We start from the raw sequence: 16,848 nt of genomic DNA on the forward strand, positions 1-16,848 counted from the left end.
CATTTAGAATTGCATTAAAAAATAAACTATTTATTGCTCTTATGTCTAAATTTACCGTTATTGTTATCTTATTCATTGCTATAACTGTGCTCTACTGCAGTAATCGCCATCAAAGATTACTTACTAAACCTATTTCTAAACACTGGCGTACACTTGCGCTAATGCTGTTTATAACCGCAATTATCATTGCTTTTTCTACACTGTCTAAATTAGCAGCAAGCTTCTTTATTATTTTAATACTGATGCTCGCTTTAATGGTCATGCCATTTGCAAGCTTAATTAAAGTGAAGGGGCTAAGAAATGACACCTGAGCAAAGACAAAAAATTCAACCAACTTGGCTTGGTAAAAGTTTAGCGGGAGCAGTGCTGGGTTTAGCGCTGGCTTATATTCTGATTGCTTTTTTTGCTTGGTACGGCCCAGGCGGAATTGATGCCCAAGATAAGGTCCAATTTAATATGTGGATGATCCCGATTTTATGGCTCACGATCTTTAGTTTTACTTATTTATTTAATTCAGCGAAGCAAACTTGGCTCATGCTCGGTGGTGCAAATGTTATCTTGTATAGTTTATTTTTGCTGTTAAGGGGTGGATTATGAAAGTAAGAGCCGATATTTTACGCACCTACCAAGGTGTGCATACATGGACGGGGATTATTGCAGGTTTAGTACTTTTCATCGGCTTTTATGCTGGTAGTTTGACCATGTTTAAACATGAAATTCAACAATGGGCAGAGCCAACTACTGCACCGCTTACCGATCCCACAACTACAAACTATCAAAGCTTAGTCGACCAAGCCATCGCTGTTTATCCTGAGCAAATGGCAAAAGGTTTTGAACTCGACCTTTTAACAACAGCTGCGCCACTGTCGTGGTATACACAAGGTCAAGCTCGTGGTATGCACTTAGATAATCAACAACAAACAGCATACCTTGATGCCGATCAAAAGCTAATAATTACTGTTCAAGCTGAACATAAACTTGCCGATCTAATCGATTACCTACACCGTACCGCAGGATTTATTGGTGAAATTGGTCACGACCAATCAGGCGTTTACATTCTTGGTATTGCTGCAGGACTGTATTTTTTAGCCTTAGTGTCCGGTGTAATTATCCTTTTACCAACACTGGCAAAAACATTTTTTGCGCTGCGAAAAGAAAAAGGTCCGAGTCGCTTTTGGTTAGATAGCCATAACCTTATCGGCGTTGCGAGTTTGCCCTTTCATTTGATCATTGCGTTTACCGTTGTGGTATTTGCCTTTCATGATTTAATATATGATGGTTTAGCCCAGTTTTATGGCGATAAGCCCTTATTTGAACGCCCCCTGGCTGCCGCACATGCTTACCAGATCAACGATTTAAAAACGATTGAAACACAGATCATCACAGCAAAAAGTTACGCTCCAGGGTATCAACCGATCCATATTAGTTACAATGCGTTAAATTCCGCTAGTCCTTCAGCGCTATTTAAAATGAGTAATGCAGCCGCTGTAAGCCGAGGACCAGACACCGATTACTTGGCCATTAACCCATATAGCTTAGAAATACTTTATACCAGTTACCCGCAAGGAGAAGATAGTTTTTGGGGCAATTTTACCGCCAGTCTATTTTCCTTACACTTTGGCACCTATGGTGGTGACTGGGGCCGTTGGGCTTATTTTATTATGGGGCTATTCGGCGCATTTCTTTTTTATTCCGGTAATTTACTATGGATAGACAAGCGGATGAAAAAAGATGCAAATAAAACCAGCACACACCTTATGGCAAAACTAACGATTGGCGTGTGTTTGGGGTCCATGCTCGCTGTTGTTGCAGTATTACTGTTAGCAAAATGGGCTAATTTACTGATAGGCAACATTAATCACCATTATATGCTGTGCTATTATGTTGTTTTTTTTATTTCCTTGGCCTGTTGTTTTACACTAGGGGCTAACAAAGCAAGCTACACTGGCTTAATAACGTTATCGATTTTAACCGTATGTTTACCCATCTCGAGTGTTATTCAAGGCCTGAATAATTTAGCTCTGCTCCCCTATTACGAAAGCTATCCTGTTGATTTTATAGCCTCACTTTTCTCAGTTATGTTTTTCTTTATCGCTAAACGCTTAAAGCAAAAACCCATTAAAGATAAAGTAATTCTGGATAACAAAACAATAGAGTTCATAAGGTAAATGAAGGCTCACGCATTGTTTAATACGTGAGCCTGCATCACTTAATGGCTGCTATTTATCGCAAATATATTAAATTGTTACATTAATCTGTACACTCTGCAGATAATTTCTTTTTTCATTTTTATACGCTATGTCTCGAGTTATTCCGCCTTTTTTCATCGCTGTTGTTTGCGTATTGTTAGCTATGGTTACCATTCAATCAGGCGCTTCAATCGCAAAACAATTATTCCCCTTGATAGGCCCTGAAGGAACCACGGCTCTTCGTTTAGGGTTTTCTGCTGCTATTTTATGTTTAGTATTTCGTCCTTGGAAAGCATTTCCACCACTTGGGCAACGTATGCCCATTGTGGTTTATGGTTTATGCCTAGGGGGAATGAACATATTATTTTACTACGCCATTGCCCGTATCCCGCTCGGTATTGGTGTTGCACTGGAATTTACCGGCCCACTTGCCGTGGCGTTATTATCATCGCGTAAAAAACGAGATTTATTTTGGGTGGCATGTGCAATTGCCGGCATAGTGCTACTACTGCCTGATATGAGCGGCGAAGAAAGTTTAGATCCGGTAGGAGTAATTCTAGCTTTAGGCGCTGGTGCTTGCTGGGCTGGTTATATTTTATTTGGCAAAAAAACTGGTAATCAAGGCTCTGGCGGTATGACTGTGGCACTTGGTATGAGTGTGGCGGCAATTGTCTTAGTGCCTTATGGTGCAATCAACCAAGGTATGGCTTTACTGAGCTGGGAAGTGTTGCCTTTAGGGTTATTAGTTGCTGTGATGTCGAGCGCACTGCCCTACACACTTGAAATGGTGGCGCTGCGTAATATGCCCGCACAAGGTTTCAGTATTATGATGAGTTTAGAGCCTGCGATTGCCGCGATGGCTGGGTTTATCATTCTGGCTGAGTTACTGAGTATTTGGCAGTGGTTGGCAATTCTATTAGTGATCATTGCCTCGGTGGGCAGTTCGATATCCGCGACTAAAAATGACGCTTAACATCATTTAATGTTATCCGTATAAGATGCTAAATTTATTCGCTCGGTGGTAGTTCAGATACAATTTGATTACCACCAGCGACTTTAGCAATGTACATTGTTTGATCTGCGTATTGGATAAGTTGCATATCATTACTGCCATGCTCTGGGTAACTAGCAAGCCCAATACTACTTGAAAGCGTTAGTTTTTTATCCTCAATAATAAAAGGCTCTGCACATTTAGAACGTATTTTTTCGGCGACATGAAGGACATCATCACGACTTTTAATGCCATTTAATACCACCACAAATTCATCACCACCAAAGCGCCCGACGGTGTCTGATCCACGTACACATTCAAGCAATCGCTCCGCTATTTTTTGTAATAACTTGTCACCTACTAGATGACCGTGTGTGTCATTCACTTCTTTAAAGCCATCAATATCAATAAACAACAGCGATAACTCTACGTCAGTTCGAGTTGCACTGGCTAAACTATTTTGCACGCGATCGAGTAATAAGGTGCGATTTGCTAAACCCGTGAGTTGATCGTGGCCAACCAAATGCTGTAGCTGTTTTTCAAACTCTTTACGCTCTGTAATATCATGAGCTACAGCTATTCTCACTTGATGAAGATCAGACCAACGTACTGACCATAAAATATGTACTACTTGGCCATCTTTTCTTACCCAGCGATTCTCAAAACGCGGCTTTGATACCCCAGATAATAAGGTTGCTACCGTATCAAGGGTTATTTCACGGTCTTCTTTATACACTAAATCAATCATTGGTTTGCCAACGACTTCTGCTGGCTTATAACCAAAAATGGTTTCAAACGCTGCGCTAACTGCAATAAAACAGCCTTGTTTATCAACCACGCAAACAGCATCGAGCATCAGCTCCAATACATCGGTAAGACAAACTAGTTCATTATTTTTCATTCACCCGCCTTTAACGGTAATATTGCAGATTTTATATTAAATATATACAGATACTAGGCCAACATATTTTTCACAGCAATAAACAAGCGTGCCGATAACAATTACAGGCTTTGAGACTGATTAGCAAGAAATACACTAAGCTCTGACTATTGGTACAATTAATTATTACGCTTAACCAACCTTGTCACTGCAATACCAACAGCTTCTTCAATTAAATGTAATTTAAAAGGCTTTGAAATAAACATATCCATTCCCGCTTCTTTGCAGGCTATTTTATCCGTGGCTGATGTATTCGCAGTTAAAGCGACGATTAAAGTATCTTGGTAGCGACAAATATTTTCAGCTCTTAGAATTTTAGTCGCTTCAAGTCCGTCGAGTTGCGGCATCACGCAGTCCATAAAAATAAGATCGTACTTGCTTTGCTTACATTTTAAAATCGCGTCTTCACCGTCTACTGCAAAATCGGCTTTTATCTGCAACTTTTCTAACGTCGCATCAAGCACAAACCTATTTATTTGATTATCATCAACAACCAACACCGATAAACCACTCGTATCGATTGTGGTATCTAAACGTTGATTTACCTCAACTTGCATTGTGCCAATTGCCAGTGGGATAGCAATAACAAATGTTGTGCCCTGCTGAAAAGTACTGTTGACTTTAATTGTTCCTCCCATGTAATCGATCAGTTCTTTTACAATCGCTAAACCAAGCCCAGTACCACCTTTATTGCTTTTGGCATCAACCTCTTGAGTAAAAGGTGAGAATAATGACTCAAGAAATGCTTTTGTCATTCCTCTACCTGTGTCACTCACTTCAAGATGCAGGGCTAATTGCTTATTAACCTGTGCAACGCTTACCTTAAAGTTTACCTCTCCTGTATCAGTAAACTTTAAAGCGTTACTTAATAAATTGGAGGCTATTTGACTGAGGCGCGTATTATCACAGTAAGCCCAACAATCATCGGCTATTTCAATCTGAGTTTTAAAATCAATATTATTCGCCTTAAAAAGCGGAATATACAAAGACGCTAAATCTACAAAGATTGTTTTTAATAGAAAGTGATTGGGTTCGAGTTTTAATTCACCGTGATTTATTTTTGAAAAATCGAGCACTTCATTGATAATATTTAATAAAATATCTGCGCTGCGTAATGCAACTTTTAACTTTTCGGCTCTTTTTTCTTCACTTTGCTCACCTAACAATGTCGTTAACATGCCTGTGATGCCATTTAATGGTGTACGAAGTTCATGGCTAATTTTTGCAAACAAAATGCTCCTATCTTCTAACATTCGTTCAGCTTGTGCTTGTTTGCTTTTTAGTTCTTCACGCAACAAAACTGATTCGGTTACATCTTGTAAAGTACCAAACAAGCGAACACACGCGCCATCAACAAACTCAGCTTCACCAAATGCACTCACCCACACGCTGTTATTTTTAGCTGTGATAAGCTCTAAATCTAAGTGCCATTTTTCGCCCGTTTTCATACCTGACTCAACCGCATTAGCTATGCGTTCTCGGTTATCGCCCTGTTTAAAAAAACTAATCGCAGACTTTAAGTCAGGAATAAATGAGTCGTCAACTTGATAGATCCGCTTGGTTTGTTCGCTCCAAGTAACTTTGCTGGTCAATAAATCAACTTCCCATGAACCAATATTGGCAATACTTTCTAACTTTACTAATGTGTTGTTGTTTTTTAAAAGCTGTTCGTTAGCGCGTTTCCTTGCAAATTCGGAACCTAGCCACTGGGCAAATAATTCAACATAGTCATGGGCTTGCTGTGAAAAAGGTGCGCAGCAGGTAGGGGATGAAAAATTGACGGTGCCATATATATCTTTACCGACTTTAATAGGCGCACCAATGTAGGATTCGAGTTGAAAATTTACATAACACGGGTGATGTGCAATACGACTTGTTGAGGCTTGATGAAAAGCCAGTGCCTTACTTGCGGCTAAGGTATGCACGCAATACGTTCCAGCTAAATCAAATGTTGTGCCTACCGCTAGCGAGTTGTCAGGGGTAATCACATGGCGTACTGTATATTGGTTATTGATTATTTCACTTATAATAGCAATCTCTAAATCAAAAACCTTGAGTCCAAACTTTAACAGACTCGCTATTTTCTCATCAAAACTTTGTTGTTGATCAGATACGATATTGTGAAAGCTTCTGAGAAAATTCAAATGCAACTCCCCGTGCAATTTAATTGTACTAAAGCAAAGCATCATGCCATTCATTCTACGCTTTAGCCCATTGCTTACTTTAATCTATAACGACTTAATACTCTACGGTAAATTTGCCGTACTGCATTGATTTTACACCGTCGTCCATTGTTAGCAGAATCACATTTTATTTACGTATTTATTCTATTTATGATTGTTTACATTACAAAAATAATTATATAATAACAATAGTTATCATTTACAGTATCAATACGGAGTTGCATCGTTCATGGCTATTCGTTCATCAAAGTTAGCATTTGCTGTTGCCTTTGCTATTTCAGGCGTTACATTTAGCAATATCGTCCACGCGGATGATATTGCTAAGATTGAAAAAATCATGGTAAAAGGTCAAAAAATAGACCGTACTTTACAAGAAACCCCTGCCAGTGTGGCTGTTATAACCAGTCAAACCATTGAACGCGAAAATTTAAATGATTTTTATGACGTATTAGCCCGTACACCTAATGCTTCAGGTACTGATGGCGCTGGTTTTAATATCCGTGGTATTGATGCTTTTGGGGTTACTGATGGTGGCTCTGGTGGGCTTGCTAGTGTTTATGTTGATGGCGCACCTGTGCCTTATCGAATCATGCAGCAAGGCGGATTTTCTACCTGGGATATTAGCCAAGTAGAAATACTACGTGGTCCGCAATCTACCTTACAAGGGCGTAACTCACTTGCCGGTGCGGTGGTGATGAAAACCCGTGATGCAGTGCAAGAGTATGATTTTAAAGGCCGTGTTGGTATGGGCGAATACGGGACTAAAGAAGCTGCGGTGGCGTTTGGTGGCGGCTTAATTGAAGATCAATTAGCATTTAGAGTCAGTGCCGAAAAACGCGATTTTGATGGTTATAATACCAATGTTGCCACGGGCGACGGATCGGATTTTGATAACAATGAGTTTTACCGTGCAAAATTGCGTTATACCCCATCTGCTTTGCCCGAGTTTGAAGCGCAGTTTAGCTTTACGCACAGCGAGAACGAAAAAGGGATTGACTGGGTAATGGTTGAAAGTGGTCATGAAGACTACCCTATCAATAATATTTACGATGATCGTTATGTGTATTTAGACTCGCCAACATTTGAATCCACAGACAGTGATCTCTATATCCTCAACCTCAATTATGATATCTCTGATGAGTGGTCTTTTGCATCAATCTCGACTTATTCTGACGCAGAGTACGGTTACGAGTGGGATGGGGATGCTAGTATGCAAGCACCACAATCTATTTTGACCGATACCCGAACCGACAAAACCACCACACAAGAGCTGCGATTTACTTACGAAAGTGAAAAACTATCGGGCTTAGTGGGCTTCTACTATTCCGATTTAGATGTGTTTGATACCAGTGGCGGTGAACGTGGTTTAACCTTCTCACAATTGGGCGTTAAAACATTATTAACAGCGCCTGCAGAGTATGGCGGTTTAGGCCTTCCTGAAGCACTGGCAGATCAAGTTCTACAACTCTATACAGGTGCTGATCCTGTATTCATTGGTCAAAATTCAGATTTCACACAAAAAGTGAAAACTAAAGCATTTTTTACTGACTTTACATACCAGTTAAACAGCAACTGGGATGTATTCGCAGGCCTTCGTTATGATAAAGAACAACAAGCAAATGGCACAACGGCTGATATTTATATTACTCAGCAAACACAAAATGCATTACCAAAGCCTGAAGATTTTGCCGCAGATCCGATGCTTGCTCAACTAATAGCAGGTATTAATCAACAGCTTTATGCAATGGCAGATGGCGCGTCAGGTAATGAACCTGTTGAAGATGCTACATTCGATGCTTGGCTGCCCAAACTGGGAACGACATATCGTTTTGATGAAGACCTATCAACTAGCTTCACCATTCAAAAAGGCTATCGTTCAGGCGGCGTGGGCACTAATGTCGCACAAGCCACCCCCTTTACCTTTGATCCTGAATATACTTGGAACTATGAGTTCTCTCTTCGCTCAGTATGGTTAGATGACACACTCGTAGTAAACGCCAATGTGTTTTACCTTGATTGGACAGATCAGCAAGTCTCTGTGTATTTATCGGGTAATCAATATGACCGCGAAACGCGTAACGTAGGTAAATCTCATGTGCAAGGTTTTGAGACTGAAATCAGTTATGAGTTATCCCCTACAACTAATTTATACGGCGGTATTGGCTATTCTAAAACCGAGTTTGACCAATTCAGCGCTACTTTTAATGGTGAAGAACAAGACTACAGCGGTTACTCATTTGCAGGTGCGCCAGAATGGACAGCGCTACTGGGACTCGATTACGCAAGTGATGAAGGCTTTATGGCTAATATTAATGCCAGTTATACAGGCAGTTCACAACGCTTGGCAACAGCCCTTGAGCCTAGAAATGATGCATATTGGTTAGTCAATTCACGTATTGGCTATCAATGGCAAAACTACGGGGTTTATGCCTTGGTAGAAAATCTGTTAGACGCAGAGTATGTCTCACTTGCTCCAGCAGGTTTTGATAATCAAACATTAAGTTCACCACGCACCGCTAGTGTACGCTTTGAAGTTAATTTCTAACCAAGACTGCAATGTGGCAACAAATTATAGCTGCCACATTTTAGGGACAAACTAACAATGAATATGAAACGCACCTTTTCTGCCACTACACGACGCCACTTAATGGCCTGTTTACTGGCATTAATTACAGCGGTTGTGATGATCCCTGGGATGACAACCTACTTACCCTTTGCTATGGAAGAACAAATACTCATCCCAATTATGCTATTTCCCTTTATTTGGGCGGGATTATTTATTTATGCTTACATGGCTGAAAAAGCATGGCAGCCATTTGTGGTTATGTTAGTAATCATATTAAGTCATGCTGGCTTGAGTTTTATGGCTTTATCGGGGGCACAAGGATGAAATCTATTTCATTAAAAAAGTTATTTTTGCTGCATAGCTGGGTCGGCATTGTCACTGCTATTTTACTTTTCATTGTTTGCTTTACCGGCGCTTTGGCTGTCCTTAGCCGCCCAGAGCTAAAAATATGGGCCAATCCAGAACTACATCAACTCAGTAATGTTCCCTGCGCAAAAGTAACCGAGCTTATTAATCATTACCATCAACAAGTCCCCCCAGAGTTTGGTGAGAACATTCACGTTTACTTACCTACTGGGCACAACACGCATTTGCTTACCATTTTATTTGAATCCCATGATGGCGATGAAAACTACGACGAAGAAGCGGCTTACGCTTATCAGTTTGACCCACGTAATTTTGAGTTGGTAAACGAGTATTATGGCGCAGCTGGTGACTTTTATGAACAGCGCAAAACCGATGCTCCCTCGTTTATTGGTCATTTTCATGCGGATCTTCATTTGGGCCGCCCTATTGGCCTCATTCTTACCGGCTTTTTAGGCTTAACCTTACTTGTATCAACAATTACAGGCCTATTTATTCATCGCCAATTAATCAAAGAGTTGTTTACTTTTAGACGTAAAAAAGAGCTTGATGTTGTTGTAAACGACGCCCATAAAATTATGGGGATTTGGGGCAGCCTATTTCATGGCATCATTGGCTTTACGGGCGCATTTTTAGGTTTAGCGACAATAATATTGCTGCCTGCTGCGGCATTTGTCAGCTTTGGTGGCGATCAAGATAAGCTGGTCGCAAAATTCACAGCAATGCCTGAGCCTATTATTACTAATGACTATCAAGCAACTGATATCAATACTATTTTAATTGATGCGCAAGCGCGCTACCCAAAAGCTAAAATTATTGATTTAACCATTATGGCGCATAACGATGCCAATGCTCAAGTGTACTTACGTTTGATTGGCGGTGATGCGGTCGCTTCACAATTGCTACACTATCATGGTAACGGTGAATTTAGTAAATCAATGAGTAGCTTTGGTGATATTCCAGGTCCTGCCATTAAAGTATTAGAGCTGTTGTTTCCATTGCATTTTGGTAACTTCGCTGGCATTTTTGTCAAACTGATTTGGGCATTATTAGGCTTAAGCACGGCATTATTACCGCTGTCGGGCATGATGATGTGGTTGGCAAAGCGTAGCCGTGGCAGTAACCCAACTTTATCTGAACTCGCCTACCAACGCTGGAACCGATCGATTATTGGTAGCTGTGGCGGTTTAGTGCTTGCTACTGCTATTTTGTTTCCGGCTCAAGTTTTGTTAAACAACCTTGTGCCTGTACAAACGCATAACGCTTATTTCGGGCCGCTGTTCTTTTATTCATGGCTCGCTTGGTGCTTATTAGCTGTGTTACCTATTAATTATCATCGCTATTTACAAGTAACGATGACGCTGACAGGACTTGCTTGTATGGCCGTATTACCGCTGAACTTAGCCCTTTCAGCCAGTCATGCATTTTCTGCAAATAATTTGCTCGTGACAGCTGTTGATATTAGTTTCTTGTTTATTGGTGGCTTATTTATTTATGTAAGCAACTGCTTAGTAACCAAGCCGTTAAATGGGGTAACAGCTAAAGCCACTCGAGAGGTAACTGTATGACATTCATCTACCTAACATTAGGGTGTTTATTATTAGTTGCTAGTAGTTTACTGCTCAGAACCGCCAACAGCGCTAGCCGCTGGCTAAGTCTGGTGGTTTTTTGTATTGCCACAGCCTGTTTTATTGCTGTGTACGGTAATATAGCCGGTGTGTTTATTGCCGTGCCTACGGCACTATTAATTGGCTTATTGACGGCATTTTTATTAGGCAAAAAAACCTCAAAACAATAATTAAAGACTTGCGCGCCCTAAGCATCATGTTGAGGGCGTTACTTAAAACAACCTCTCGCTGCCTGCATATTCTCTCTGATCATAATGCTTATATGGTTGGGATAATGGATTAGCTATATAGCTGACCACGCAAAGCCATGTATCTTCAAGTAACTTGAGTATATACTTCCTAGCATGAGTACTTGTAATGACTAACTAATGACAAAACCAAAAAAGAAAAGTAATTTTTTCAGTAACCTTATTTTTAATATTATTTTACCGGCGGTGATTTTAAGCCGCTTCAGTACACCAGATACCTTAGGCCCTGTGTGGGCGGTGGTAGTGGCACTTGCCTTTCCACTGTTATTTGGGTTGTGGGAGCTTAAGCAATCAGGCAAAGTAAACTTTTTCTCAGTACTTGGCATCATCAGCGTACTGCTTACTGGCGGTATTAGTTTATTTGAACTCGACCCTAAATACATTGCCATTAAAGAAGCCATGGTGCCCGCTATTATCGGTATCATTGTGTTAGTGAGCCAATACACGCCTTACCCATTGATCCGTAAGCTATTAATTAACCCTGAACTGTTAGATATAGAAAAGCTAACTCAGTCACTTGAGCAACAAAATAATACCGCTGTATTTGATGCTAAAATACGTTTAGCTGGGTTTATTGTTGCCAGTGCATTCTTTTTATCTGCGACACTTAATTACTTTTTAGCAAAAGCTATTGTGGTCAGTATGCCCGGCACCACAGCTTATGCGGAAGAGTTAGGGCGTATGACGTGGTTAAGTTACCCAGTGATTGTAGCACCCACTATGGTGTTATTGGTTGGTGCTATTATTTTCACATTTAAACAAATAGGTAAACTTACTAAACAACCAGTCGATGATTTCATACTGCAATAAACGCACTGAAATCAACGATACATTTTAATAAATCGCGTTACGCAATCTGCAATGTAGTCGGCCGGCGGTAATTCGTCGGCTTTTGCGTGGCCTAGTGCGTGGCGCAGTTTCCAATCTCCTTGAGTCATACCCAGTAATTGCAAAGTCGCAAATTTCGGGTTTTCAATAGTCAATAAACCTGCAGCGGCGATACTTTGCAAACATGTTTCAACTTGTTGGATCACCACTTTCGGCGCCGCCTCGTAAAATAACAAAGCCAGCTCTGGGTATTCATCTTTGTGAGCTACACAGGTGTCGTATACTCTTAACGCCTCAGGTGAAAAGACTAAAGAAATAAAATTAGTTAGCACCCGTAAAAGGTTCTCTTCAAGTGTTTGCGTAGCTTCAAACTGCTCTTTACGTAAGTTAGAAGACGAGCAGTGTGCAGTTACCGTTTCAACGAATAAGTTGTTTTTATCTTTAAAATGGCTATACACAGTCTGCTTAGACACCTCAGCTAACTTAGCAATTTGGTCCATGCTGGTATTAGGAAAACCCTTTTCCATAAACAAGCTAGTAGCTGCAGTAATGATCTGTTGTCGCTTTAGCTCTGAGCGACTCAGGGTCGTTATTTCCATTTTCACCTCAAATCAAACTAGACAGTCTAGTTTGATTGGTTTATATTTATTCAAAATTAGACTCGAGAGTCTAGTTATTATCATAGTGCGTACACAAACAAGTGTAAACAGTGTTGAATGCACTATAGCAAACTGACAATTTATATGGATATTCCATGAAAAAACATTTACTCAGTGCATTTATTATACTCATGCCGTTTTATTTAGCAGCACAAAGCTCAGTGCAAGTGGCGGCATATACGGTAAAAAAAGAAGCGGGTTTTAATCAAACGCGTACGCTCAGTGGCCAAGTAATTAAAAAGCATGATGCGAAGTTAAGCTATGAATTTCCAGGGAAAATCGAACGTATTTACTTCGACCAAGGAGAACATGTTAAACAAGGCGATGTAATAGCGCAACAAAACACCCAACTTTTAGACATCGAGCTGAAAAAATTACAAGCGCAAAAGCAACGTGCTACTGCACAACTTAATTTAGTTAAATTGGAAATAAATCGCTTAACCGCCCTTGATAAACAAAATTATTCCGCGACGTCTGCGCTGGATCAAGCAAAAACCAATATGGCGGTGCTCGTTGCAGAAACAGCGGGGATTGATGCCAGTATTAATGAAATCACTATTCGTAAACAAAAAGCCGAATTAACAGCGCCATTTACAGGTATTTTAGGGCAACGCTTTGCTTCTGAAGGTGAAATTGTAGCCGCTGGCACCCCCATCGTAAGGCTAATTGAAGATCAGCACGCGCAAGTGAGTATTGGTATTCCGCTTAGTTTGCAACATACAGTCAAAAATAATATGACCATAGAGATTGCTGGGCAACGCTATGCAGTAACGGCCTTGAGTAAAGGCGCAGGAATAGATGCTAAAACACAAACCCTTACGATGCGCTTCTCGCTTCCAGACAATGCAAAAGTATACCCGGGGCAATTAGCCAAACTTGAATTACAACAATATAAGCAGCAAGCTGGCTTTTGGGTGCCTCTTGATGCCTTAGCTGACGGCATTCGGGGCACTTGGCAAGTTTATCAAATACGCAATGCGGTTTTAAAACCCGTTATCGTGCAACTGTATTACGCACATGATGGCTATGCGTTTATTGGCGCACCACTGCACGATGGCGAGCAAATTGTGGCTAATGGCATGCATAAACTCTCTGCAAACATCGCAGTTAATATTGTTGCAACGCAAAGCGCTAAGGCATTGTGATGATCCGTTACTTATTTAATCACGGGCGAGTTCAAGCACTGTTAGTCGCTTTATTGATTGTCAGTGGTTTGGCAGCCATTAGTAGCTTACCTCGAAGTGAAGATCCGAGGATCACAAATCGCGTTGCAATTGTGACTACAGCCTTACCTGGCGCCAGTGCTGAACGCGTGGAAGTGCAGATAAGTGAAAAAATCGAGCAAAAACTTAAATCTCAGGCGGAAATAAAAACCTTATCGTCAATTTCTCGCCCTGGGTTATCAGTGATCACAATCGAATTAAAAGACGAAGTCACCAATGTAAAACCCGTTTGGTCACGAATGCGAGATTTATTAGGTGATGTCAGTAGCCAACTGCCCGTCAATGCCTCGCCGCCGTTACTAGATGATGAGCGTGGATACGCCTATACCCGAATCTTATCGCTCAATGCTAATAATGATGTTACAACCTTAGCCACGGTTAATCGCTATGCTAAAGAGTTGCAAAACCAATTACGTAATGTACCTGGCGTTGAGTTAGTGCATTTTTTTGGTCAAATCGATGAAGAAATTCTAGTTGCGGTTGATCAACATAAAGCGAATCTGGCAGGGATCTCACTGTCGCAAATTCATGCTGCTATCAAAGGCGCTGATGCTAAAGTAGCCGCTGGCACATTAACGAATAATAAAACTCAAATGCAAATAGAAGTAACCGGAGCATTTGACTCAATTGCACGAATTGGCGCCATTCCATTGAGTAGCAATCAACATGCAGGACAGTATCAACTCTCTGATGTTGCGACAATTACCCGCTCTGTAAAAACACCTGTTAGTGAAATCGCACTAATTGATGGTAAACCAGGTATTTATATCGCAATCCGCATGTTACCAAACCTACGTATTGATACCTTTTCTGAGCGCGTGGATGCTGCTGTTGCTAAATTTTCCAACGATTTGCCTGCACAAATTTTACTACAGGATATTTTTGATCAACGGGGCTATACCGAAACTCGATTAGCAGATTTACTGGGGAATATTGCGGTTGGTTTTGTGCTCATACTGGCTGTGCTTTTGATCACTTTAGGATTTAAGGCCGCGTTAGTGGTTGGAACTGCACTGCCCTTAACCGTATTATTTACCCTTGTGAGTATGCAGTGGTATGACTTGCCCATTCATCAAATGTCGGTCACAGGATTAGTGGTTGCACTGGGGATTATGGTTGATAATGCCATCGTGATCACCGATGCCGTACAGCGTTTTCGCCAACAAGGTGTTAATGCGCTTGCCGCCGTTGAAAAAGCCGTTGCACACTTTTGGTTGCCATTATTGGGCTCAACATTGACTACAATACTAGCGTTTGCACCGATAGTGTTAATGCCAGGTGCTGCTGGAGAGTTTATCGGCGGGATCGCTTTAAGTGTGATCTTTGCTTTAATTGGCTCATATTTGATATCACATTCTTTAGTGGCGGTATTTGCAGGGCAGTTTATAAAGAATGACTCGCGCACTGGAATATTCTATCAAGGAATACGTGCTCCAAAACTCAGTAAACGCTTTGCTGCAAGCTTAAAATTAAGCTTAGAAAAACCGCTATTAACTTTATTAATCGTATTTATCTTTCCTGTCGCTGGCTTTTTAGGTGCAGGGCAACTGACCGAGCAATTCTTCCCGCCTTCCGATCGCGATATGTTTCAAATTGAAGTGCATTTTGCTCCTCATGTCAGTATTGAGTCAACCCGTCAGGCGATTGTCAGTATGGATCAGTTTATACGCCAATATGAAGGGATTGAGAAGCTGGATTGGATGATCGGGACTAATTTCCCCAGCTTTTATTACAACATGCTGCAACGTAATCGCGGCGCAAATAACTATGCCCAAGCCATGGTAAAAGTTAGCGACTTTAAACGAGCCAACGAATTAATCACCCAGTTACAAGTACAGCTTGATAGTGCTTTTCCAAGCGCACAAACCTTAGTTAGAAAACTAGAGCAAGGCCCACCATTCAACGCACCTATTGAGATGCGGATCTACGGACCAAACTTAGATACGTTGTCGGAATTAGGTCAGCAACTGCGTACCCAGCTGATAGCGCATGAGAACATTACACATACCCGCCCTACTTTGCTCTCGGGTTCTCCAAAGTTGTGGTTAAACACAGATGAAGCGGCTCTCACCCATGCGGGTTTAAGCTTAAGTGCAATGGCAACGCAATTGCAAAGTCAGTTCAATGGCGTTATTGCCGGCAGTATTATTGATAATACAGAAACTGTGCCGGTGAGAGTGAGAGTTGCCGATCAAGACCGTGCTGACATTAGTGCATTATTTAGCACTCAATTAACCAGCCCTGCAGCAACGAGCCAAGGATTGTTAGTTGAATCTTATGCAGATGTTGAGCTTACACCTTCGCGAGGTTCAATTGCGCGACGTAACGGAGAGCGAGTAAATATTATTGAGGCCTATTTAACCACCGGTGTATTGCCGCAAACAGTGCTTAATGAAGTTACTGCAACTATTGAAAAATCTGGCTTTGTACTGCCCCACGGCTACAGGTTAGAAATTGGCGGTGAATCACAAGAGCGCAATGAAGCGGTCGGTAAATTACTGGGTCAAGTAGGTATTATCATGGTGCTGTTGATCACGGTACTGGTGATGTCATTTAACTCGTTTACTACCACCGCATTAATTTTAATTAACGCCTTACAAGCCGCGATGCTTGGCTTATTAAGTGTGTATATTGCAGGCTATCCGTTTGGGTTTACTGTGATTATTGGCTTACTAGGGTTAATGGGGCTGGCAATTAACGCCGCTATCGTTATTTTATCTGAGCTTAACGCAACCGGTGCCTTAACCGATAAACACAAAATCATTGCCGCGGTGATGACTTGCTCACGGCATATCAGTTCTACCACAATCACTACCGTAGGTGGTTTTTTACCGCTAATTTTAGCCGGGGGCGGCTTTTGGCCACCATTTGCAATCGCTATTGCGGGCGGCACAGTATTGACCACTATACTGTCGTTTTATTTTGTACCCGTGGCTTATTATTTACTATCAAAACGAAAGTTACGCTGTAAATAAGCATTCACAGTATTTTCTCAAACCAGACAAGGCCTCGATTGAGGCCTTGTTTATG

Annotated in this window: 13 protein-coding genes; 10 read left to right on the forward strand and 3 right to left on the reverse strand. The window is 41.2% G+C overall.

The window, feature by feature from the left end:
* Positions 1-300: 300 nt before the first annotated feature.
* The 3 genes from A7968_RS03770 (at position 301) to A7968_RS03780 (ending at position 3,162) form a co-directional block, all read left to right on the forward strand.
* A complete protein-coding gene (locus tag A7968_RS03770) occupies positions 301-597 on the forward strand; it encodes a hypothetical protein (RefSeq protein ID WP_064665218.1) in 297 nt (98 codons plus the stop codon).
* On the forward strand, positions 594-2,168 hold the full coding sequence (locus A7968_RS03775) for a PepSY-associated TM helix domain-containing protein (protein ID WP_064665219.1): 1,575 nt from the start codon (positions 594-596) through the stop codon (positions 2,166-2,168). The genes A7968_RS03770 and A7968_RS03775 overlap by 4 nt, the downstream gene beginning before the upstream one ends.
* 130 nt (positions 2,169-2,298) lie before the next feature.
* Positions 2,299-3,162 carry an EamA family transporter gene (locus A7968_RS03780; RefSeq protein WP_064665220.1) on the forward strand — a complete coding sequence of 288 codons (864 nt, stop codon included), beginning with the start codon at positions 2,299-2,301 and terminating at the stop codon, positions 3,160-3,162.
* 34 nt (positions 3,163-3,196) lie between these two features.
* Here the strand turns inward: A7968_RS03780 and A7968_RS03785 are convergent, their stop codons facing one another.
* Positions 3,197-4,081: a sensor domain-containing diguanylate cyclase gene (locus tag A7968_RS03785; RefSeq protein ID WP_064665221.1), complete on the reverse strand. Its 885-nt coding sequence runs from the start codon at positions 4,079-4,081 to the stop codon at positions 3,197-3,199.
* 158 nt (positions 4,082-4,239) lie between these two features.
* The gene (locus tag A7968_RS03790; protein ID WP_064665379.1) at positions 4,240-6,264 is read right to left on the reverse strand and encodes a hybrid sensor histidine kinase/response regulator; all 2,025 of its coding nucleotides are present in this window, start codon (positions 6,262-6,264) and stop codon (positions 4,240-4,242) included.
* Positions 6,265-6,532: 268 nt separating this feature from the next.
* Here A7968_RS03790 and A7968_RS03795 point away from each other — a divergent pair, with 268 nt between their 5' ends.
* The 5 genes from A7968_RS03795 (at position 6,533) to A7968_RS03815 (ending at position 11,918) form a co-directional block, all read left to right on the forward strand.
* Entirely contained in the window at positions 6,533-8,848 is a 2,316-nt protein-coding gene (locus A7968_RS03795) for a TonB-dependent receptor (RefSeq protein ID WP_064665222.1), read from the forward strand.
* A gap of 57 nt (positions 8,849-8,905) precedes the next feature.
* A complete protein-coding gene (locus tag A7968_RS03800) occupies positions 8,906-9,193 on the forward strand; it encodes a hypothetical protein (protein WP_064665223.1) in 288 nt (95 codons plus the stop codon).
* Positions 9,190-10,800: a PepSY-associated TM helix domain-containing protein gene (locus tag A7968_RS03805; RefSeq protein ID WP_064665224.1), complete on the forward strand. Its 1,611-nt coding sequence runs from the start codon at positions 9,190-9,192 to the stop codon at positions 10,798-10,800. The genes A7968_RS03800 and A7968_RS03805 overlap by 4 nt, the downstream gene beginning before the upstream one ends.
* The gene (locus tag A7968_RS03810; RefSeq protein ID WP_064665225.1) at positions 10,797-11,030 is read left to right on the forward strand and encodes a hypothetical protein; all 234 of its coding nucleotides are present in this window, start codon (positions 10,797-10,799) and stop codon (positions 11,028-11,030) included. The genes A7968_RS03805 and A7968_RS03810 overlap by 4 nt, the downstream gene beginning before the upstream one ends.
* Before the next feature lie 198 nt (positions 11,031-11,228).
* Positions 11,229-11,918, forward strand: a complete 690-nt coding sequence (locus tag A7968_RS03815) for a VC0807 family protein (protein ID WP_064665226.1) — start codon at positions 11,229-11,231, stop codon at positions 11,916-11,918.
* Between the two features lie 11 nt (positions 11,919-11,929).
* Here A7968_RS03815 and A7968_RS03820 read toward each other — a convergent pair whose 3' ends face one another.
* Positions 11,930-12,535: a TetR/AcrR family transcriptional regulator gene (locus tag A7968_RS03820; RefSeq protein ID WP_064665227.1), complete on the reverse strand. Its 606-nt coding sequence runs from the start codon at positions 12,533-12,535 to the stop codon at positions 11,930-11,932.
* Positions 12,536-12,690: 155 nt separating this feature from the next.
* On the opposite strand from A7968_RS03820, the gene A7968_RS03825 reads away from it, so the two are divergent.
* Positions 12,691-13,740, forward strand: a complete 1,050-nt coding sequence (locus A7968_RS03825) for an efflux RND transporter periplasmic adaptor subunit (RefSeq protein WP_064665228.1) — start codon at positions 12,691-12,693, stop codon at positions 13,738-13,740.
* Positions 13,740-16,793: an efflux RND transporter permease subunit gene (locus A7968_RS03830; RefSeq protein WP_064665229.1), complete on the forward strand. Its 3,054-nt coding sequence runs from the start codon at positions 13,740-13,742 to the stop codon at positions 16,791-16,793. The genes A7968_RS03825 and A7968_RS03830 overlap by 1 nt, the downstream gene beginning before the upstream one ends.
* The last annotated feature ends 55 nt before the right edge of the window (positions 16,794-16,848 follow it).

Source organism: Pseudoalteromonas prydzensis (assembly GCF_001661495.1).
Classification (GTDB): domain Bacteria; phylum Pseudomonadota; class Gammaproteobacteria; order Enterobacterales; family Alteromonadaceae; genus Pseudoalteromonas; species Pseudoalteromonas prydzensis.